The sequence below is a fragment of the Terrabacter sp. P2_E3 genome, from assembly GCF_056403915.1.
In genome coordinates this window covers 1-20,211 of sequence record NZ_JBFUEN010000002.1, presented here as the reverse complement: position 1 = coordinate 20,211, position 20,211 = coordinate 1, and the positions used below count along the sequence as shown (strand labels likewise).

Genomic DNA, 20,211 nt, shown 5'->3' with positions numbered 1-20,211 from the left:
TAGAGCGGGACCGCACCGGGCGCCACCGTTCGCTCGTTAGAGTGAGACCGATCGCGCCCCGCGGCGCCCCTCCCCCCGGGTCTGGGTACGTCGAGGGCCGTGCCCTCCCCTCGAGCAGCAGGAGCTGATTGCGTGTCGACCCCTCGGCCGACCTACGACCTCGTCATCGCCGCGAACCGCCTGCCCGTCGACAAGGTCATCACCGACGACGGCGAGGTCGAGTGGCGACGCAGCCCCGGCGGCCTCGTCACCGCGATGGAGTCGGTGATGCGCACGCAGCCCGGCGCCTGGGTCGGCTGGGCCGGAGACGCCGGTGAGGCACCCGAGCCGTTCGACGAGGACGGCATCCACCTGCACCCCGTGCCGCTGTCGACCGACGAGGTCCGGGACTACTACGAGGGCTTCTCCAACGACACCCTGTGGCCGATCTACCACGACGTCATCGTGCCGGCGACCTTCCACCGCGAGTGGTGGTCGAGCTACCAGACGGTCAACCGTCGCTTCGCCGAGGCCGTCGCCGAGGTCGCGGCCGAGGGCGCCACCGTGTGGGTGCAGGACTACCAGCTCCAGCTCGTCCCGGCCCTCGTGCGCCAGCTGCGACCCGACGTGCGCATCGGGTGGTTCAACCACATCCCCTTCCCGCCCGTCGAGCTCTTCGCCCAGCTGCCGTGGCGGGCCCAGCTGCTCGAGGGCCTGCTCGGGGCCGACTTCCTCGGCTTCCAGCGCCAGGCCGACGCCCGCAACTTCGTGCGCGCCTGCCGCCAGCTGCTCGGCGCCCAGACCAAGCGCGACCGCGTCACCGTCGAGGGCGCCCACCGCCAGGTCCGGGCGGCGGCCATCCCGATCTCCGTCGACTTCCAGGGACTCGAGGAGCTGGCGAAGCGCCCCGACGTCATGGAGCGCGCCCGCGAGATCCGCGAGAGCCTCGGCAACCCCAAGGTCCTCATGCTCGGCGTCGACCGGCTCGACTACACCAAGGGCATCCGGCACCGGCTCAAGGCCTACGAGGAGCTGCTGAGCGAGCGTCGCATCGGGCCGCCCGACGTCACGCTCGTGCAGGTCGCGACCCCGAGCCGCGAGCGCGTCGACGCCTACCGCAACCTCAAGAACGAGATCGAGCAGACCGTCGGCCGCATCAACGGCGAGCTCGGCAAGATCGGCGCCCCGGCCGTCCACTACCTGCACCACTCCTACCCGCGCGAGGAGATGGCGGCCCTCTTCCAGGCCGCCGACGTCATGCTCGTCACCCCGCTCCGAGACGGCATGAACCTCGTCGCCAAGGAGTACGTCACGTGCCGCCATGACCTCGGTGGCGCCCTCGTGCTGTCGGAGTTCACCGGCGCGTGGCACGAGCTGCACCAGGCCTTCGCGTGCAACCCGCACGACATCGAGGGGCTCAAGCAGACGATCCTGCGCGCCATCAACACCCCGGCCAAGGACAAGCAGCGGATCATGAAGGCGCTGCGCCGCCGCGTGTCCGACCACGACGTCCAGCGCTGGGCGGCTCGCTACCTCGCCGCGCTCGCCGCGGCGCCCGAGATGCCGGGGGCCGAGTCGCGCCCGCGGCCCACACCGCACGCTGAGGAGACACCGCTCATGCCGGCGCCCAGCGAGTCGTCCGGCACGTCGTCCGACAGTTCGGGCAGCGACTCCCGCGACGAATCCCACAGCGCGACGGACGGGACGCGGTCGTGAGCACCGGCGCACCGCCCACCGAGGCCCTCGAGGCCGCGACCTCCGCGGACGTCCTGCTCGTCGCGACCGACTTCGACGGGGTGCTCGCGCCGTTCGACGCCGACCCGATGCAGGCCACTCCCGTCGAGGGCACCGTCGAGACGCTCCGGTCGCTCGCGAGCCTGCCCGGCGTGCACGTCGCCGTCGTCTCGGGCCGCGACCTCGGCACGCTGCGTGAGCTCACCGGCATCACCGAGGACGAGCCGATCGTCCTCATCGGCAGCCACGGCGCCGAGTCGTCGAGCCCGGCCGTGCGCGAGGCCATGGAGGCGGCCGCCGTCACCCCCGACGACGAGGTGACGCTCGCGGAGCTGCGCACCGACATCGAGGCCCTCGTCAAGGAGCACCACCCCGAGGCCGGCATCGAGTACAAGTCGGCCGCCGTCGTCGTCCACGTCCGGGGCATCCCGCGCGAGACCGGCGACGCCGCGATCGCCGACGCCCGGCGGGTCGCCCTCGACCACCCCGGTGTCAAGGTGCTCAAGGGCAAGTCGGTGCTCGAGCTGTCGGTCTCCCACGCGGACAAGGGGTCCGCGGTCACTGCCCTCGGCCGCCACGTCGGCGCCGTCGCACGCGTCTACCTCGGCGACGACGTCACTGATGAGGACGCGTTCATGCGGATGCGTCGACCCGAGGACATCACGGTCAAGGTCGGCACCGGCTCCACGGCCGCCCGCTATCGCGTCGACGACGAGCAGGCGGTGGCCGCACTGCTGACGCGTCTCGAGCAGCTCAGCTCCGCCGCCCACACCCCGACCTGACCGACGCGACCGGGCCACCCGGCATACGCCCGCCACCGCAACCCCACCCGGGCGGACGTGTGGCGGCCCTCGCCGCTGATCTACCGTCACAACTCCGCCGGGGCGGGGTTCGTCGGGTGGCCGGCGGTCAGGGCAGGTATGCCGTCCGCTGGCGTCGGGTGACGCCCCTCAGTGGCGTCGGACGGCGCCGGTCGAGCCGCGGACCACGAGCTCGGGGCGGAAGACGTACTCCGCTCGGGGAGAAGGCTGCCCGGCGATCTCGTCGAGCAGGGCGCGCACGGTCGCAGCACTCATCGCGTTGACGCTCTGGCGAACCGTCGTCAGGGGCGGGTCGGTGAAGGCGATGAGCGTCGAGTCGTCGTAGCCGACGACCGAGAAGTCGCGCGGCACGTTGAGACCGCGCTTGCGAGCCTCGCGGATCGCACCGAGCGCCATGAGGTCCGAGCCGCACACGACGGCCGTGGCGCCGCGGTCGAGGAGGCGGCCGGCCGCGGTCGCGCCGCCCTCGACGCTGAACAGCGAGCGCTCGATGAGGTCGTCGACGTCGGAGCGACCCGTCAGCTCCTGCATCGAGTGGCGGAACCCGGCGATCTTGCGGATGACCGGCACGTAGCGGTCGGGTCCGACCGCGAGGCCGATCTCGCGGTGCCCGAGGCTCACGAGGTGCTCGAGCGCGAGACCCATCGAGGCGACGTCGTCGTTGCTGATGAAGGGCGCGTCGACACCCTCGATGTAGCCGTTGACGAGCACGAGCGGCAGGTTGCGGTCACGCAGCGCGACGTAGCGGGCCGAGTCGGTCGTCGTGTCGGCGTGCAGGCCGGAGATGAAGATGATGCCGGCGACGCCGCGCTCGAGGAGCATCTGGACGTAGTCGTCCTCGTGGACTCCCCCGGCGACCTGGGTGCACAGCACCGGGGTGTAGCCGTTCTGCGCGAGGGAGTTCTCGATGATCTGCGCGAACGCGGGGAAGATCGGGTTGGTCAGCTCGGGGACGATGAGCCCCACCAGCCCGGCGCTCTTGCGCCGCAGGCGACTCGGTCGGTCGTAGCCGAGGACGTCGAGCGCCGTCAGCACGGCCTGGCGGGTCGACTCGGCCACCCCGGGCTTGCCGTTGAGCACCCGTGACACGGTGGCCTCCGACACGCTCGCCTGATCGGCGATGTCACGCAGTCTTGCCTTCATCTCACCTCCCCCTTCGTCGCACGTGTCGTGGACCGTCGTCGGTCGGGCGCCACGTCCAGATGCTGACGCTCGGCCCCGAGGCGCTCAGTGTGACAGCACGTTTGCCGATCTTCGGAGCGGGTCCGTATGCCGGTGTGCCGGACTCGATGCCCGCGAGGTGTCGCGGGTCGAGGACGACGGGCTCGTGCGCCGCTCGCGCCACGTGCACGAGGGCCACCTCGTCGAGCGTCTCGCGGAGGTAGACCATGGCATCGCCCTCGGCGTGCACCCAGCGCAGGCCTCCGCGTCGCAACGCGACCGAGCGCTGGCGCGCCTGGATGAGGCCGCGGTAGACCGCGAGCACGTCTGCGTCCCAGGCGTTCTCGTCCCACGGCATCGGACGGCGACCGTCCTCGCCGAAGGTTCCCTCCATGCCGATCTCGTCGCCGTAGGTCATCATCGGCATCGACGGGAAGGTCATGAGCAGGCCGACCGCCGTCTCGACGGAGTCGGGGCCGACGAGGGTGCGGATCCGCGGCACGTCGTGGGACCCGACGAGGTTGAAGGAGTGGACGAGCGACTGCCAGGCGATCCGTGACGTGAAGTCACGCATCGTCTCGACGACCGCACCGGCTTCGAGGAGCGGCAGCGGCACGGGGGCACCGAGGAAGCGCGGGTCCTTCGGCTCCTCTCGCAGCCACGTCCACGTCGGCTTGCAGAAGCCGGCGTAGTTCATGACGCCGTGCCAGCCGTCGCCGGGCATGTCGGGCGTGTAGTCGTGGAAGTGCTCCCCCACGAGCAGGGCGTCCGGCGCGACCCGGCCCATGACGTCACGCATCTGTCGGGCGACGTCGTGGTTGACGTCGGTGGCACGCCAGCGACCGGTCATGTTCGCGACGTCGACGCGCCATCCGTCGAGCCCGCCCGAGCGGCCCAGCCACTTGCGTACGACCCCCTGGGGGTCCTCGAAGATGCGGTGGCGCAGGGCGGCGTTCAGGTGGTTGAGCTTCGGCAGGGACGGGACGCCGAGCCAGGCGACGTAGATCCCGTCCTCCCAGATGTAGTAGTCCCGCTCAGGCGTGTTCTTCCCGCCCGGACCGGCCGCCTTGAGGAACCACTCGTGGGCGTTGCCCGTGTGGTTCGTCGTGAAGTCGCCCATCACCTTCATGCCGCGATCATGGGCTGCCTTGGTGAGCCGGCGCAGGGCCGGGGCCCCACCGAGGAGCGGGTCGATCTGCTCGAACGACGACGCGTCGTAGCGGTGGTTGGAGCGCGCCGGGAAGAAGGGCGTCATGTAGACGACGTCGACGCCGAGCGACTCGAGGTGGTCGAGGTGCTCGGTGATGCCGTCGAGGTCGCCGCCGTAGAGCTGGTGGCCGACGCCCTTCGGGCTGAGGTCGACCGGGTCGGACCAGGCCGCGGCGACGGCCCAGTCGGGCGTCTCGTGCTTGTCGGCACCCTTCGAGCGCGCGAAGCGGTCGGGGAAGATCTGGTAGACGACCGACCCCAGTGCCCACTCGGGCGGCGGGGTGGCGTGCGCCACGAGCCGGAAGTCGCTCGCGTCGGGGACGTCCCGCTCGTGGACGCCGGTCCCGTTGAGCCACGCGTACTTCGTCGGGCCGGCCGTGAGCAGGAAGCGGTAGTTCGTGACCGGGTTGTGGCAGGTCAGGGTGGCACGCCACCAGTCGTCGGCGCCCGTGGTGCGGACCTTGCGCGCCACCGTGAAGGTCGCCTCGCCGTCGGGCGAGGTGCGCACGTGGACGGCCTCGACCCCGGCCTCGAGCGGGACGCGCACGAGCACGTCGACGCGGTCGCCGAGGCGGGGCGCCTGGTTGGAGACGTACCGCCCCGACCCGTCGTGGTGCGGCTGGCTCAGCCACGTCAGCTGGCGGGTCGGGGCAGGCGTCACTTCACGGATCCCGTGGTCAGGCCACCGACCAGCTGGCGCTGGAAGGCGAGGTAGAGCAGCATGACGGGGATCGAGCCGAGCAGGGCACCGGCCGTGAACCGCCCGAAGAGGGTGTTCGCGTCGTTGCCGAGCGTCATGCCGTAGAGGCCGACACCGAGCGTCTGGTTGTCGACGTCGGTGAGGAACACGCTCGCCAGCATGAACTCGCCGTAGAGGCCGACGAAGACGAGCATGAAGACCGTCACGAGGATCGGCATGACCAGGCGCAGCGTCATCGTGAAGAAGATGCGAACGTGGCTTGCGCCGTCGACGATCGCCGCCTCGTCGAGCTCGCGCGGCACGGTGTCGAAGTAGCCCTTGAGGAGCCACACGTTGGCCCCGAGCGCCCCACCGAGGTAGGCAAGGGTGAGGCCGGCCACCGTGTTGAGGCCGAGGGCCGGCAGCACGTCACCGATGCCCGCGAAGATGATGTACAGCGCGACGATGGCGAGCAGCGCCGGGAAGAACGTCGTCAGCAGCAGGAACATCATGCCGCCCCGGCGGCCCTTGAACCGCAGGCGCGAGAAGGCGAAGGCCGCGCACGCGCCGATGAAGACCGCGCCCAGCGCCCCCGAGAGCGAGATGATCATCGAGTTCTTGTACCAGGTCCAGAACGGGCGCGAGCTGTCGGTGAAGAGGTCGGCGAAGTTCTTCGTCGAGAAGCCCGAGGGCCACAGGCTCGCCGTGTTGAGCGTGCCGCTGGGGTTCGTCGCGGCCGAGTAGATGAAGAGGATCGGGAAGAGCGCCCACATCAGGGCGAGGATGCCCAGGGCGTGGCGCCACCACACCGAGCCGCCGAGACCGCCACGCTTGGGCGAGGCCGGCGTGCTGGCACCGGTCTCCTCCGCGATGCGGGTGTCCATGCGCGGGTCGGCAGGGACGGGAGCGTTGACGGTCGCCATCAGTTGACCTCCTCGAGGGCCTTGGTGCGACGGAAGCCCGGGATGCTCATCAGCGCCACGAGCAGGAAGATGATCACGGACACCGCGGCCGCGAAGCCGTAGTTGGGCGCGCTGCCCGAGAAGGCCAGGCGGTACGCGTACGTGATGAGCAGGTCGCTCGAGCCGATGCTCGTGTCGGCGCCGTTGAACGGGCCACCCTTGGTGAGCAGGTAGATGAGCCCGAAGTTGTTGAAGTTGAACGCGAACGACGCGAGCAGCAGCGGGCCGACGGCCACGAGCAGCAACGGCATGATGATCGAGCGGAGTGTCCGGAAGGCGTTGGCGCCGTCGATGGTCGCCGCCTCACGCACGTCCTGCGGGATCGACTGGAGCGCGCCCGTGCACACGATGAACATGTACGGGAAGCCCAGCCAGAGGTTCGTGATGAGGATTGCGGCACGGGCTCCGCCCGTCGTTCCGAGCCAGTCGACGTCCAGTCCCAGCGTCTGGTTGATGATGCCGTAGTCCTGGTTGAACATGCCCTTCCAGACCAGCGCCGTCACGAAGAACGGCAGGGCGTAGGGAAGGATCAGCAGCGACCGGTAGATGGACTTGCCGCGCAGGCGCGGGTCGTTGAAGAGCAGTGCGATGAGCATGCCCAGCAGGAAGGTCGTGAGCACCGACAGGACTGCGAAGGCGATGTTCCAGATGAAGATGCCGAGGAAGCCGCTGCGGATCGTGCTGTCGGTGAAGATGCGCGAGTAGTTCGCGAGGCCGACGCCCTCCTTCCAACCCTGCGGGAAGGACTGGCTGGGGTCGGCGACGTTGACCCAGCGGGCATCCTTGGGCTCGTACACCGTGGCCGGAGTCGTGGACGTGTCGGTCAGTTTGTCGGCGGCCGGGTCGTAGGTGACCGTGGCCTTGCCCTCGAAGGCCTCGGAGAGACCCACCGGTTTGATGCCACCCCCGTCGCTCGTCGGCACCGCGATGGCCGACAGGTCCTTGCTCCTGGCGTTCGCCTGCTTGGCGGTGAGGACGGTGTAGCCGGGCGCCTTGGTGATCTTGCCGATGGGGGTCTTCTCGACACCGGTCGCGGGTAGCGGCTTGAGACCGGTCTTGTCGCCGACGTACGTGCTGCCGTCGGGCTTGGTGAGGAGCAGGACGAGGTCTGCGGTGGTGGGGTCTCCGCCCTCGGCGGTCGCGACCGACATCTTGTAGCGGGGCGTGTCAGGGACCTCACGCACCGACTGGGCGATGATGTCGGTGACCGACTCCTGCTTGCTGTAGAGGTGTCCGTCGCCGTAGTTCGTCGTCGACAGGCTCGCGGTGTAGATGACCGGCCAGAGCTGGAAGAGGGTCATGAAGATCAGACCCGGGACGAGGTACTTGAGCGGGACCGAACGTCTCGTCGCATAGACCACGAGGATGCCCATCCCCACGAGTCCCGCGATGACGACGGCCGTCGTGTTGCCTGCCTGCGCGAGCTTGGTGGCGATCCACAGGATGCCGGCCAACGTCGCGACGATGAGAACCCACTTGATCGCGAGAGCGATGGGCTTGGTCATGTGACACGTCCTTTTGCGCCGACCCGGCGCCGTTGCCGTAGGTGCACGAAGGGGAGCCCTCGCGGAGCTCCCCGATGGCCCGTGCCCGGGCCGGGATCCCGGGGTCCGCCCTCAGGACGGACCCCGGAAACCCTTGTCAGACTAAGGAGCTCAGCCCTTGGCGATGTTCGCCGTGATCTCCTTGGCAGCAGCGTCGAGACGCTCCTTGGCGCCGGCCTTGCCGGCGATGATGTCGGCGGTCGCCTGGCCGAAGGGGCCCCAGACCGAGTTCATCGCGGGGATGTTCGGCATCGGCGAGCCGTCGATGCCGGCCTCGTACCACGCCTTGACGTCGGGGTCGCTCGCGGCGACCTCGGCGTAGGCCTCCTTGAGGGCCGGCGGACGCTTGCCGACCTCGAAGAGGGCCAGCTGGACGTCCTTGCGCGGGATGTAGTTCGTGACGAACTCCTGCGCGAGAGCGGCGTTCTTGGCCTTGCTCGAGACGTAGAACATCTGGACACCGAGGAACGGACGCATGGCGCCGCCACCGGTGAGGCTCGGCAGCGGGGCGATGCCGTAGTTGATGCCGGCTTCCTTCGCCTTGGCGACGCTCCACGGACCGGAGATCATGAACGGCGCGGCCTTCGTGTCGAAGAGCGCGTCCTGGTTCGTGTCGTCGACGTTGGTCGAGAGGACCTTCTTCTTGCCGAGCGCGGCGAGGGCGTCGCCACCCTTGATCGAGTCAGGGGTGTTGACGATGACCTTGTTCGGGTCGTAGTCGCCGTTGGGCTTGATCGCGAAGATGCCGCCCTCGGGGAAGGCCGAGAGGTACGGGTAGGCGAAGTACGCGTTGCCGACCTTGGAGACGAACTGGCTGAGGACCTGCTTGGCCTTGCCCTCCTTGACGAGCTTCTCGCCGGTGGCGACGAGCTCGTCCATGGTCTTGGGCGGGTTCGGGACGAGGTCCTTGTTGTACATGAGGCCGATGTTCTCGACGGCGTAGGGCACGCCGTAGGACTGACCGTTGAACTTCGTCGCCTCGATCGCCTTCGGCAGGAACTTCGCCGCGACGTCGGAGCTGAGGTTGACCGGCGCGACCGTCGAGTTCTGGACGAGCTCGCCGAGCCAGTCGTGGGCGCCGACGATGACGTCGGGGCCCTTGCCGACCTTGGTCGCGTCCTTGAACTGGGCGCGGGTGTCGGTCGAGATCTGGACCTTGACGGTCACACCGTTCTCGGCGGCGAACTGGTCGGCATACTTCTGCACGGCCTTCGAGCGGTCGGCGTCGGTCCAGATGACGAGGTCGACGTTGGCGTCACGGACGGGAGCAGCGGTGCCGCTCGGCGTCTCCGGGACACCGGTGGTCGTCGCCGCCTTGCTCGTGCCGGCGGCGCCGGTGTCGGACGGGGTGGTGGGGCTGGACCCACCGCAGGCGCTGAGGGCCAGGGCGGCAACACCCGTGACGGCAGCAGCGCCGAGCGCACGCTTGTGCATGGATTCTCCTTTGAAGCCAGGTGGCACACGCCGCCACCGGTGCCCCGGAATCTAGCAAGAAGTTGCAGACAGCGGGAACCCGCTTGCTGCAATTTTTTGCAACGTTCTGGACACGACACGAATCCGCAGGTCAGAGGGGTGCAGATGGACCAGGGGTGGCCTTCGGGGCGGGCATGGGTCATGATGACGAGGCCTGCTCACCCGGGCAGGCACACCTTTACAACGGATCGTCCGGCACGTTCCTGCCGGTGAAGGAAGGCAAAGAAGCCATGGCAACAGTGACGTTCGACAACGCGACGAGGCAGTACCCCGGGAACCCGATTCCCTCCGTCGACAAGCTCAACATCGAGATCGCGGACGGGGAGTTCCTCGTCCTGGTCGGCCCCTCCGGGTGTGGCAAGTCCACCTCCCTGCGCATGCTCGCCGGCCTCGAGGAGGTCAACGGCGGACGCATCCTCATCGGTGACCGCGACGTGACGAACCTGTCCCCCAAGGACCGCGACGTCGCGATGGTCTTCCAGAACTACGCGCTCTACCCGCACATGACGGTCGCCGACAACATGGGCTTCGCGCTCAAGATCGCCGGCGTCGACAAGGCGGAGATCCGCAAGCGCGTCGAGGAGGCCGCCAAGATCCTCGACCTGACGCCGTACCTCGACCGCAAGCCGAAGGCCCTCTCCGGTGGCCAGCGCCAGCGCGTCGCGATGGGTCGTGCGATCGTGCGCTCCCCCCAGGTGTTCCTCATGGACGAGCCGCTGTCCAACCTCGACGCCAAGCTCCGCGTCCAGACCCGCACGCAGATCGCCTCGCTCCAGCGCCGCCTCGGCGTCACGACGGTCTACGTCACGCACGACCAGGTCGAGGCCATGACGATGGGTGACCGCGTCGCGGTGCTCAAGGACGGCATCCTCCAGCAGTGCGACAGCCCGCGCCGCATGTACGACCACCCGGCCAACGTCTTCGTCGCCGGCTTCATCGGCTCGCCCGCCATGAACCTCATGGAGGTACCGGTCACCGACGGCGGCGTCGACCTGCACGGCCACACGGTCCCGGTGGCGCGTGAGGACCTCGCCAACGTCGGCAAGAACGTCACGCTCGGTGTCCGTCCCGAGGACCTCGAGCTGTCGTCCGACCAGTCGGGCATCCCCGTCACGGTCGACGTCGTCGAGGAGCTCGGCGCCGACGCCTACATCTACGGCTCCACCGAGCAGAAGCTGCTCGAGGCCACCGGCGAGAACGCCGGCGCCGTGCCGTTCATCGCCCGCGTCGACGGTCGCCGCCCCCCGGAGAAGGGCGACAAGATCTACCTCAAGCCCAAGTCCGGCCACGTGCACGTCTTCAACGCCGAGTCGGGGCTGCGCGTCGGCGACTGAGCCACTCGCGTACCACCACATCACGCCGCTGGGCCGGCACCCTTCCTGGGTGCCGGCCCGGCGCCGTTGTGGCGCAACGCTGGACAACATCCGGCACCGGCACCTCGGCAAGCCCTAGGCTCCGCGTGTGACCAAGTCGACGATCGGGCGGTACTGGCACGTCGCGACGCTCGTCGTCGCGGTCTTCGCGCTCGCCTTCCAGCTCTACCTCGTGGCGACGGGCGACAACATCCTCGACTCGAGCGCGGTGACGACCACCCGGCCCGAGCAGGTGCGGCGCTTCTTCTCCTACTTCACGATCCAGGCGAACTTCCTCGTCGCGGTCTCGACGTTCCTCATCGTGCGCGGACGCATCGAGTCGCAGGTCTTCCGGGTCGTCCGCCTCGCGTCGCTGGTCGGGATCACGGTGACCGGGATCGTCGCGGCCATCGCACTCCCCCCGTCGCCGAACTACACGACGGGCTCTCTCGTCTGCGACCGGCTCCTCCACATCGTCGTGCCGGTCCTCACCTTCGTCGGGTGGGCCGTCTTCGGCCCGCGCGGCAAGGTCACGCGCGAGGACCTGCTGCCCTCGCTCATCTGGCCGGTCCTCTGGCTCGTGGCCACCCTCGCCCTCGGACCGCTGGTCGACTGGTACCCCTACCCCTTCCTCGACGTCGGCTCCATCGGCCTGGGCCGAACCCTGCTCAACTGCGCCCTCATCGCCGCCCTCTTCCTGGCGCTGGCCGCCCTTGCGCTCTGGGCTGATCGACGCCTGTCGCGCGACCGTGCCACGATGAACGCGTGACGCTCGAGATCACCACCGCCAGGCCCGAGTCCGCCCTGCTCGACCTGCCGTGGTCGACACCGCTGGAGGAGTGGCCCGAGAGCCACCTCGCCGCGCTGCCCCGTGGCATCTCGCGACACGTCGTGCGCTTCGTCAAGCTCGGGCCGCGCGTCCTCGCCGTCAAGGAGATCAAGGACGACATCGCCGACCGCGAGTACGCCATGCTGCGCAACCTGCGTCGCCTCGACGTGCCGTCGGTCGAGCCGTTCGGTGTCGTCCACGGTCGCACGACGGCCGACGGGGAGCCTCTCGACGCCTGCCTCATCACGCGCCACCTGCAGTTCTCCCTGCCCTACCGCGCGCTCTACAGCCAGAACCTCCGGCCCGACACGGCAGTGCGTCTCATGGACGCGCTGGCGGTCCTGCTCGTGCGCCTGCACCTCGAAGGCTTCTGGTGGGGCGACGTCTCGCTCTCCAACACGCTCTTCCGTCGTGACGCGGGCGCCTTCGCCGCCTACCTCGTCGACGCCGAGACCGGTGAGCTGCACGCACGGCTGTCCGACGGCCAGCGCGAGCACGACCTCGACATCGCCCGGGTCAACATCGCCGGCGAGCTCATGGACCTCGCGGCCGGGGGCTTCCTCGAGGAGCACGCCGACCCCTTCGAGGTGTCTGCATCGGTCATCGAGCGCTACCACACGCTGTGGGACGCCCTCACCGGCACGGAGCGCTTCGAGGTCGGTGACCGCTGGCGGGTCGACGAGCGCATCCGGCGCCTCAACGAGCTCGGCTTCGACGTCGACGAGCTGTCGATGACGACCGACATCGGCGGCACCGAGATCGTCATCACCCCGAAGGTCGTCGACGCGGGCCACCACTCTCGCCGCCTGTTGCGCCTGACCGGCCTCGACGTCGGCGAGAACCAGGCCCGCCGCCTGCTCAACGACCTCGACGCGTACGCCGCCGCGACCGACCGCCAGGGTGACGACGAGGAGATCGTCGCGCACGACTGGCTCGCCAAGATCTACGAGCCGGTGACGCGTGCCGTGCCTCGAGAGCTGACCGGCCGCCTCGAGCCGGCCGAGATCTTCCACGAGGTGCTCGAGCACCGCTGGTACATGAGCGAGCGCGCCGGGCACGACACCCCCATCGAGGACGCGCTGCGCGACTACGTCGCGACGGTCCTGCCGGCCAAGCCGGAGGAGAAGGCGGTGCTCGGCGTCGACACCGAGGAGATGCCCGTCATCAGCCGCTTCGACTGAGGACGTATGCCGTCCGGCTGGGTCGACGTGGTTCGTCGCCGCCCGGCGCGACGGCACACCTCAACCCGCCACGGCGTCCTCGTCGGTGCCCATCGCGAGGTCGTCAGCCGGTCCCGAGAGGATCTGGCCGAAGAGGACGACGATCCAGAGCAGGAACGTCACGACGTGGACGGCCGTGCACCACAGGCAGATCGCGTGGATCCGGTAGAGCTCGGCCCACACGAGGTAGAGCGCCATGCCGAGGCCGATCGTGAGCCAGGCGAGGCGGACGGCGTCGAGCCAGGGCTCCGGCCGCCGCCAGACCGACGGGAGGCAGAGGCCCAGGGCGACGACGAAGAAGACGAGGCCGAGCAGCGCGACTGGCACGCCCATGAAGGTGCTCCACGCGCTCGTCGTCACCTTCGCGCAGTCGACGACGCCGCCGATGCTGCAGGCGAGGGTCGCGTTGGCGGTGAAGTGCTCGAACGTCAGGTAGACCGAGACGATCAGCCCGACGACGACGAGGCCGACGGACACCGGGGCGAGCCACCCGGGTCGGACTCGCCCGGCACCGACCGGGACGCCGTCGGCCGTCGTCACGTCGTCACGCTGCGGGCTCACGCCGACGTCACCGCTTGAGCAGCACGGACGCGGCCGCCACGCCCTGGCTCGTGCAGACGTCGGCGGGCTTGCCCTTGGTCTGGTCGCAGATCTGGGCGGTGATCATGTTGATGGCCGGCGTCACGGTCTTGCCGATGTCGGACGTCGGGTCCTGGATGCCGGCGATGATCTGGTCGTAGGTCTTGCCCTCGAAGGCGTTGGCGTCGACCGTCGCGCCGTCGGTGGCGTGGGTGCCGCCGTAGGTGATCCACGGGATGCCGCCACCGGGGTTGAACTTCTGGAAGAGCGCGAGGTTCTCGCCGTCCAGGGTCTGCAGCGGCTGCTTGTTGCGATCCTGGGTCTCGACGGCCTCGAACGCGACGACGTCACTGGTGTACTTCGCGTCCTTGAAGGAGAATGTCGGGGTGTTCGGGTGGACGTCGTCGCTCGAGCTCGTCGTCTCGGTGACACCGGTGAACGTGCCGAAACGGGACAGCGCCCCGATGAGCGCCCAGCGCTCCATCGCGCAGAACGGGCAGTACTCGGCGCCGATGTAGAGCACCTTCGGCTTGCCGTCCTGGGTCAGCGCGGTGCCGCCCTGGAGCTTGGCGGGGGCCTGCTCCGGCGTCGGCGCCGGAGCCTGGTCGAAGAGGGAGGCGGGCAGCTTCTCGAGGGTGGCGAGCGCGGCCGCCCCGCCGCTGGCCGCGGGGGCATCCTTGGGCCGGTTGGAGATGACGATCCCCAGGACGACGGCGATCACGATGACGACCACCGCGACCGACGCGGCGATGACCTGCGTGCGCTGACGGTCCTTGCGGGCGGCCTCGGCGCGCAGCTGCGCTGCCCTGGCGGCCGTCTCGGCACGGTTGCTCTTCGCCACGAATCTTGTCCTTCGGTCGGTCCCGCTGCGGTGCCGCAGCGCTCGGTTGCGCGCCCTCACCGCCACGTCACGGCGTACTACAGGGCGTAGTGGAGGTCGACAGCACTCTATCGAGCACCACCTGACCAGCGTCGGGCGGGCCGTCGGAGTTCCCTGAGCGTATGCCGGACGGTCGCCAGTGGCCGGATCGTGACCTCGGCCGCTGACCCCGCCGGCCACCGGCCGGCCGGCCGGGGTCAGCGGCGAGAGTCAGCGGCGGCGCTGGCGGGCGATCTCGTAGAGCGTGACGCCCGTGGCGAGGCCGGCGTTGAGCGACTCGACGGCAGAGCTCATCGGGATCGACACGATCTGGTCGCACGTCTCGCGGACGAGGCGCGAGAGGCCCTTGCCCTCCGACCCGGTCACGATGACGAGCGGCTCCGTCGCGAGGGAGAGGTCGGGCAGCTCGACATCGCCGTCCATGTCGAGGCCGAGGATGAAGAAGCCGGCCTTCTTGAACTCCTCGAGGGCGCGGGTCAGGTTGCTCGCGCGCGCCACGGGGATGCGGGCCGCAGCACCGGCCGAGGTCTTCCACGCCGACGCGGTCATCCCGACCGAGCGACGCTCGGGCACGACGACGCCGTGGCCGCCGAAGGCCGCCACGGAGCGCACGATGGCGCCGAGGTTGCGCGGGTCGGTGATGCCGTCGAGCGCCACGACGAGCGGGATGCCGGGCATCTCGGGGTCGATGAGGTCGTTCGGGTGGGCGTACTCGTAGGGCGGCACCTGCAGCGCCATGCCCTGGTGCACGCCGCCGTCGGTGAGGCGGTCGAGCTCGCCGCGCGGCGTCTCGAGGATCGCGAGGCCACGCTCGGTCGCGATCTTGAGCGCCTCGCGCACGCGGTCGTCGGTGTCGATGCGGGTGGCGATGTACATCGTCGCCACCGGCACGTCGGCTCGCAGCGCCTCGACGACGGAGTTGCGGCCGTAGACCATCTCGCTCGAGGCCTTGCTGCGGCTCTTCGAGCGGGCCTGGCCGCGTCCGCCCGGTCCGGGGGCACCGGAGCCGGACCGCTTCGCCGCCGCCTTGGCGCGCTTGTGGGCGGGGTGGTACTCGCGCTCGGAGGCCTTGGGCGTGGGGCCCTTGCCCTCGAGTCCGCGGCGGCGCTGGCCGCCGGAGCCCACGGTCGCGCCCTTGCTGTTCTTGCGGATGGCGCCGCGCCGCTGGGAGTTGCCTGGCATGTCAGCCCTGTGCCTTCTCGGCCCGGGGGGCCGCGGTGGGGTGGTCGGTGGTGGTGTCGGTGGCGGTCTCGGCGTCGCCGCGCGCCGGGCGGGCGAGCGACCACTGGGCGCCGGACGGGGTGTCGGTGATCTCGATGCCGACCGCCGTGAGCGTGTCGCGGATCTCGTCGGCCCGCTCGAAGTCGCGCTCCTGGCGGGCGACCTGGCGGGCGTCGAGCTGGGCCCGCACGAGGGCGTCGAGGGCCAGCTCCGAGGCGGCGTCCTCGCGGCTGCCGCCGGAGCCCCAGTGAGCAGCGAGCGGGTTGATGCCGAGCACCTCGGTCATGGCGACGACGGCGGCCGCCGCCTCGAGGGCAGCCTCGTCGTCGTCCTCGTCGAGGGCGCTGTTGCCGGCGCGCACCGTGTCGTGCACGACGGCGAGCGCCCCGCTGACGCCGAGGTCGTCGTCCATCGAGGCGACGAAGGCGGCCGGGAGCGCGGCGGCCGCCAGGGGCACGATCGTGCCGCGTCGTGCCCCGCGTTCGAGGAAGCCCTCGATGCGCTCGACGGCGGCCGCGGCCTCCTCGAGGGAGCCGGGGTGGTACTCGATCATCGAGCGGTAGTGCGCGGCCGTGAGGTAGTAGCGCAGCACGATCGGCCGCGTCTGCTCGAGCAGGTGACGCACCTCGAGGGCGTTGCCGAGAGACTTGCCCATCTTCTGGCCCTTGACCGTGACCCACGCGTTGTGGAGCCAGTAGCGGGCGAAGCCGAGCCCGGCCGCGCGCGACTGCGCCTGCTCGTTCTCGTGGTGCGGGAAGCGCAGGTCGATGCCACCGCCGTGGATGTCGAACTCGTCGCCGAGCCAGCGTCGGGCCATGGCCGAGCACTCGAGGTGCCAGCCCGGACGACCGGCGCCGAAGGGCGTCGGCCACGACGCGCTCTCGGGCTCGTCGGACTTGTGGCCCTTCCAGAGCGCGAAGTCCCGCGGGTCGCGCTTGCCGCGGGGGTCGGCGTCGTCGGCGCCCACCATGTCGTCGAGCGACTGGCCCGTCAGCGAGCCGTACTCGGGCCACGAGCGCACGTCGAAGTACACGTCGCCGCTGCCGTCGGGGGCGGCATACGCGTGGCCCTTCTCGATGAGCGTCTCCATGAGGGTCACCATGTCGGGGACGTGACCGGTCGCCCGCGGCTCGTAGGTGGCCGGCTCGACGCCGAGCGCGTCGAGCGCCTGCGAGGTGAGGCGCTCGTTGCGGTAGGTCAGGGCGAACCAGTCCTCACCGGCGTCGGCGGCCTTGCGCAGGACCTTGTCGTCGATGTCGGTGACGTTGCGCACGAGCGTGACGTCGTAGCCGTGACCGACCTCGAGCCAGCGGCGCAGCACGTCGAACGCGACGGCGAACCGGATGTGCCCGATGTGCGGCGCACCCTGCGTCGTGAGGCCACAGATGTACATGCCGACCTTGCCCGCCTCGCGCGGCGTGAAGTCGCGCAGCTCCCGGGTCGCGGTGTCGAACAGTCGTAGGCTCACCCGCCGAAGTCTATCGGCGCGTCGCCGCGCACCCGACCACGCACGTACGAGCACGTATGCCGCCCGGCCGGCCCGGCCGGCCCACGATCGCGACCTCGCCGGCGCCCCGCGGCTACGCTCGGGCCATGGCGCAACCGCGGCTCACGAGCTACGAGCGGCTCGACGGTTCCGAGGTGCGCGCCGTCATCAGCTACCTCGGCGAACGCATCGACACCTACCTGCCGCGCCACCCGGGCCTGCGTGCCGCGACCGAGGAGCTCGGCAAGGTCGTCGACGCCCTCCTCGACCGCCGCCGCCGCGCCCCCGCCCAGCGGGCCGGCCTCCTGTGGACCTCGCGGGCCCTCATCGTCGTCGTACTCGCCGTGTCGCTCGTCGCGGTCGGCATCGCGGTGCGTGACGCCGTCGCCCGGGCCGGGTCCGTCGCCGCGTTCGAGTGGCTGCCCGTCGTCGAGAGCCTCATCAACGACCTCGTCTTCGCCGGCATCGCGATCTGGTTCCTCCTGTCGCTCGCCGACCGGGTCGTGCGCAACGACCTCATCCGCCGGCTGCACCGCCTCCGCTCGCTCGCCCACATCATCGACATGCACCAGATGAGCAAGGACCCGGCGGCGCTGCTGCCCGACACCCGGCTCGGCACGGTGGCGGGCGACGAGGTCGTCAGCCCGCGCACGATGTCGGTGCGCGACTACGCCCTCTACCTCGAGTACTGCTCCGAGCTGCTGTCGCTGACGTCCAAGGCCGCCGCCCTGTGCGCCGAGGAGTCGACCGACGCCCTCGTCCTCGACACCGTGAGCGAGATCGAGAACCTCACGACCGGTATGGGCCGCAAGATCTGGCAGAAGATCAGCCTGCTGCGCGACGCGCCCCGCGCCTGAGCGAGCGGGGACCGCCGACCCGAGCCACCCGGCATACGCCCGCTTGCGTATGCCGGGTGGCTCGGCAGGCGGGTCAGTGACCCCGGCGGATCCACTCCTCGACGTCCGGCTTCTCGTCGCCGATGGTCGTCGCGCGGCCGTGCCCGGTGAGGACGACCGTCTCGGGTGGGAGGGAGAGCAGCTGGTCCTTGATCGACTCGACGATGGTCGGGAAGTCGGAGTAGGACCGACCGGTCGCGCCGGGGCCGCCCTGGAAGAGCGTGTCACCGGTGAAGACGACCCCGAGGTCGCGGGCGTGGAAGCAGCAGGCTCCCGGCGCGTGGCCGGGGGTGTGCAGCACGAAGAGCTCGACGTCGCCGACCTGCACGACGTCGCCGCCGGCGAGGTCCAGCGACGGGGCGAGGTCGGGGTGGCTCTGGTCCCACAGGACGCGGTCGTCGGGGTGGAGCGCGACCTTGGCCCCGGGATGGGCGGCGACCAGCTCGGGCACGACCGTGACGTGGTCGTCGTGCGCGTGCGTCAGCAGGACGTGGGTCAGGCGGCGGTCACCGACGAGCTCGAGGATCGGGCCGGCGTCGTGCGGGGCGTCGATGACGACGCACTCCGTGTCGTCGCCGATCACCCAGACGTTGTTCTCGACCTCCCACGTGCCGCCGTCGAGGCTGAAGGTGCCCGCGGTCGTCGTGTGGTCGATGCGGACGCCGCCCTGCGAGGGCGTGACCCGGTCGCCCGCCGCGTCGGCGCTCACAGCTCGACCACCGATCGCAGGACCTCACCGGCGTGCATCTTGTCGAACGCCGCCTCGATGTCCGCGAGGCCGATCCGCTCGGAGACGAAGGCGTCGAGGTCGAAACGGCCCTGCTTGTAGAGGTCGACGAGCATCGGGAAGTCCCGGCTCGGGAGGCAGTCGCCGTACCAGCTCGACTTGAGGCTGCCCCCACGGCCGAAGATCTCGATCATCGGCAGGGTGACCTGCTGGTCCGGCGTGGGCACGCCGACGAGGACGACGGTGCCGGCGAGGTCTCGCGCGTAGAAGGCCTGCTCGTAGGTCTCGGGGCGTCCGACCGCCTCGACGACGACGTCGGCGCCGTTGCCGTCGGTGAGGCTGCGGATCGCCTCGACGGCGTCGGTATCCGTGCTGTTGACGGTGTGCGTCGCGCCGAAGTGCTTGGCCTGCTCGAGCTTCGCGTCGCTGACGTCGACGGCGATGATCGTCGTCGCGCCGGCCACCTTGGCACCGGCGATCGCCGCGTTGCCGACGCCTCCGCAGCCGATGACGGCGATCGAGTCGCCGCGTCCCACGCCGCCCGTGTTGACGGCCGCACCGAAGCCGGCCATGACGCCGCAGCCGAGCAGACCGACGGCAGCGGCGTCGGCCTCGGGCACCTTGGTGCACTGGCCGGCAGCGACGAGCGTCTTCTCGATGAAGGCTCCGATGCCCAGGGCGGGGGTCAGCTCGGTCCCGTCGGTCAGCGTCAACTTCTGCGTGGCGTTGTGCGTGTTGAAGCAGTACCAGGGCTTGCCCTTGGCGCAGGCCCGGCACTGGCCGCACACGGCGCGCCAGTTGAGGATGACGAAGTCGCCCGGGGCGACGTCGGTGACGCCCTCGCCCACGGCCTCGACGTAGCCGGCGGCCTCGTGGCCGAGCAGGAAGGGGTAGTCGTCGTTGATGCCGCCCTCGCGGTAGTGCAGGTCGGTGTGGCACACCCCGCAGGTCTCGATCTTGACGACCGCCTCACCCGGGCCCGGGTCCGGCACGACGACGTCGACGACCTCGACGTCGGCCCCCTTGCTGCGGCTGATGACACCCTTGACGGTCTGCGGCATGTTGGCTCCCTCGGCGTGCGTCCCTGCGGTCCCCTCGATCCTGACAGACCCTCCCCCCGCTCGATGCGGGCGGCCTCCCCGTCACCCTCGAGTGAGCGCCCAGCCACACACGAGTGAGCGCCCGGTCACGTCCGGTGCGTCCGCGCGTGGGCGGTCTCAGATCGTCTGCGCAACACGGATGTCGTGTGAGGCGGGACGATGGCTGCAGGGCTGAGGCGGTATTCGGTGGGGCAGCGGGAGCAGGCGTTGGGGTTGCTCGAGGCGGGCATGTCGGGGCTGCAGGTGGCTCGGCAGGTCGGGGTGGACCGGTTCGCGGTCGCTCGCTGGGCCAAGGTGGCCGGCATGAGGATGCGGATGGGACCCGTTGGCGGGCTGGTCGGTGGTCCGGTCGGTGGTCC

Annotated in this window: 17 protein-coding genes and 1 pseudogene; 7 read left to right on the top strand and 11 right to left on the bottom strand. The window is 70.2% G+C overall.

Going from position 1 to position 20,211, the window contains the following annotated elements; translation table 11 throughout:
• The first annotated feature begins 132 nt into the window (after positions 1 to 132).
• Both AC1DW8_RS01850 and otsB read left to right on the top strand, forming a co-directional pair.
• Positions 133 to 1,695 (top strand): alpha,alpha-trehalose-phosphate synthase (UDP-forming), encoded by a 1,563-nt coding sequence (locus tag AC1DW8_RS01850; protein WP_056771572.1) that lies wholly within the window; start codon positions 133 to 135, stop codon positions 1,693 to 1,695.
• The gene (otsB, locus tag AC1DW8_RS01845; protein WP_478091465.1) at positions 1,692 to 2,495 is read left to right on the top strand and encodes a trehalose-phosphatase; all 804 of its coding nucleotides are present in this window, start codon (positions 1,692 to 1,694) and stop codon (positions 2,493 to 2,495) included. The genes AC1DW8_RS01850 and otsB overlap by 4 nt, the downstream gene beginning before the upstream one ends.
• A gap of 168 nt (positions 2,496 to 2,663) precedes the next feature.
• Here otsB and AC1DW8_RS01840 read toward each other — a convergent pair whose 3' ends face one another.
• From AC1DW8_RS01840 to AC1DW8_RS01820, 5 genes are all read right to left on the bottom strand, one after another.
• Entirely contained in the window at positions 2,664 to 3,677 is a 1,014-nt protein-coding gene (locus tag AC1DW8_RS01840) for a LacI family DNA-binding transcriptional regulator (protein WP_020145689.1), read from the bottom strand.
• A gap of 1 nt (position 3,678) precedes the next feature.
• The gene (locus AC1DW8_RS01835) at positions 3,679 to 5,565 is read right to left on the bottom strand and encodes a glycoside hydrolase family 13 protein (protein WP_478091462.1); all 1,887 of its coding nucleotides are present in this window, start codon (positions 5,563 to 5,565) and stop codon (positions 3,679 to 3,681) included.
• On the bottom strand, positions 5,562 to 6,506 hold the full coding sequence (locus AC1DW8_RS01830; RefSeq protein WP_056771578.1) for a sugar ABC transporter permease: 945 nt from the start codon (positions 6,504 to 6,506) through the stop codon (positions 5,562 to 5,564). The genes AC1DW8_RS01835 and AC1DW8_RS01830 overlap by 4 nt, the downstream gene beginning before the upstream one ends.
• Positions 6,506 to 8,050, bottom strand: coding sequence for an ABC transporter permease subunit (locus AC1DW8_RS01825; RefSeq protein WP_056771581.1), 1,545 nt, complete (start codon positions 8,048 to 8,050; stop codon positions 6,506 to 6,508). Before AC1DW8_RS01825 ends, AC1DW8_RS01830 begins: the two co-directional genes overlap by 1 nt.
• Before the next feature lie 150 nt (positions 8,051 to 8,200).
• Entirely contained in the window at positions 8,201 to 9,523 is a 1,323-nt protein-coding gene (locus AC1DW8_RS01820) for a sugar ABC transporter substrate-binding protein (protein ID WP_056771585.1), read from the bottom strand.
• A gap of 269 nt (positions 9,524 to 9,792) precedes the next feature.
• Between AC1DW8_RS01820 and AC1DW8_RS01815 the strand changes: the two genes are divergently transcribed.
• From AC1DW8_RS01815 to AC1DW8_RS01805, 3 genes are all read left to right on the top strand, one after another.
• Entirely contained in the window at positions 9,793 to 10,896 is a 1,104-nt protein-coding gene (locus AC1DW8_RS01815; RefSeq protein WP_028785824.1) for an ABC transporter ATP-binding protein, read from the top strand.
• 127 nt (positions 10,897 to 11,023) lie between these two features.
• A complete protein-coding gene (locus AC1DW8_RS01810) occupies positions 11,024 to 11,683 on the top strand; it encodes a Pr6Pr family membrane protein (protein WP_478091459.1) in 660 nt (219 codons plus the stop codon).
• Positions 11,680 to 12,924, top strand: coding sequence for a DUF4032 domain-containing protein (locus AC1DW8_RS01805; protein ID WP_478091456.1), 1,245 nt, complete (start codon positions 11,680 to 11,682; stop codon positions 12,922 to 12,924). The genes AC1DW8_RS01810 and AC1DW8_RS01805 overlap by 4 nt, the downstream gene beginning before the upstream one ends.
• A gap of 60 nt (positions 12,925 to 12,984) precedes the next feature.
• Here AC1DW8_RS01805 and AC1DW8_RS01800 read toward each other — a convergent pair whose 3' ends face one another.
• From AC1DW8_RS01800 to cysS, 4 genes are all read right to left on the bottom strand, one after another.
• The gene (locus tag AC1DW8_RS01800) at positions 12,985 to 13,524 is read right to left on the bottom strand and encodes a vitamin K epoxide reductase family protein (RefSeq protein WP_478091454.1); all 540 of its coding nucleotides are present in this window, start codon (positions 13,522 to 13,524) and stop codon (positions 12,985 to 12,987) included.
• A gap of 7 nt (positions 13,525 to 13,531) precedes the next feature.
• On the bottom strand, positions 13,532 to 14,383 hold the full coding sequence (locus AC1DW8_RS01795; RefSeq protein WP_056771595.1) for a DUF929 family protein: 852 nt from the start codon (positions 14,381 to 14,383) through the stop codon (positions 13,532 to 13,534).
• A gap of 249 nt (positions 14,384 to 14,632) precedes the next feature.
• Positions 14,633 to 15,604 carry a 23S rRNA (guanosine(2251)-2'-O)-methyltransferase RlmB gene (gene rlmB / locus AC1DW8_RS01790; protein WP_056771598.1) on the bottom strand — a complete coding sequence of 324 codons (972 nt, stop codon included), beginning with the start codon at positions 15,602 to 15,604 and terminating at the stop codon, positions 14,633 to 14,635.
• 1 nt (position 15,605) lies between these two features.
• A complete protein-coding gene (cysS, locus tag AC1DW8_RS01785) occupies positions 15,606 to 17,111 on the bottom strand; it encodes a cysteine--tRNA ligase (protein ID WP_478091451.1) in 1,506 nt (501 codons plus the stop codon).
• Between the two features lie 125 nt (positions 17,112 to 17,236).
• Between cysS and AC1DW8_RS01780 the strand changes: the two genes are divergently transcribed.
• Entirely contained in the window at positions 17,237 to 17,986 is a 750-nt protein-coding gene (locus AC1DW8_RS01780; protein ID WP_156415407.1) for a hypothetical protein, read from the top strand.
• A gap of 73 nt (positions 17,987 to 18,059) precedes the next feature.
• Here the strand turns inward: AC1DW8_RS01780 and AC1DW8_RS01775 are convergent, their stop codons facing one another.
• Positions 18,060 to 18,734, bottom strand: a complete 675-nt coding sequence (locus AC1DW8_RS01775) for an MBL fold metallo-hydrolase (protein WP_478091449.1) — start codon at positions 18,732 to 18,734, stop codon at positions 18,060 to 18,062.
• Positions 18,731 to 19,813, bottom strand: a complete 1,083-nt coding sequence (locus AC1DW8_RS01770) for an S-(hydroxymethyl)mycothiol dehydrogenase (protein WP_478091447.1) — start codon at positions 19,811 to 19,813, stop codon at positions 18,731 to 18,733. Before AC1DW8_RS01770 ends, AC1DW8_RS01775 begins: the two co-directional genes overlap by 4 nt.
• Positions 19,814 to 20,011: 198 nt before the next feature.
• Between AC1DW8_RS01770 and AC1DW8_RS01765 the strand changes: the two are divergent.
• Positions 20,012 to 20,211 (top strand): annotated as a pseudogene (locus AC1DW8_RS01765) (hypothetical protein); the annotation flags it as partial.

Coding starts and splice junctions, on each gene's coding strand:
- AC1DW8_RS01840 (WP_020145689.1), bottom strand. CDS start 3,677: ATGAAGGCAAGACTGCGTGACATCGCCGATCAGGCGAGCGTGTCGGAG.
- AC1DW8_RS01830 (WP_056771578.1), bottom strand. CDS start 6,506: ATGGCGACCGTCAACGCTCCCGTCCCTGCCGACCCGCGCATGGACACC.
- AC1DW8_RS01825 (WP_056771581.1), bottom strand. CDS start 8,050: ATGACCAAGCCCATCGCTCTCGCGATCAAGTGGGTTCTCATCGTCGCG.
- AC1DW8_RS01820 (WP_056771585.1), bottom strand. CDS start 9,523: ATGCACAAGCGTGCGCTCGGCGCTGCTGCCGTCACGGGTGTTGCCGCC.
- AC1DW8_RS01815 (WP_028785824.1), top strand. CDS start 9,793: ATGGCAACAGTGACGTTCGACAACGCGACGAGGCAGTACCCCGGGAAC.
- rlmB (WP_056771598.1), bottom strand. CDS start 15,604: ATGCCAGGCAACTCCCAGCGGCGCGGCGCCATCCGCAAGAACAGCAAG.
- AC1DW8_RS01780 (WP_156415407.1), top strand. CDS start 17,237: ATGGCGCAACCGCGGCTCACGAGCTACGAGCGGCTCGACGGTTCCGAG.
- AC1DW8_RS01770 (WP_478091447.1), bottom strand. CDS start 19,813: ATGCCGCAGACCGTCAAGGGTGTCATCAGCCGCAGCAAGGGGGCCGAC.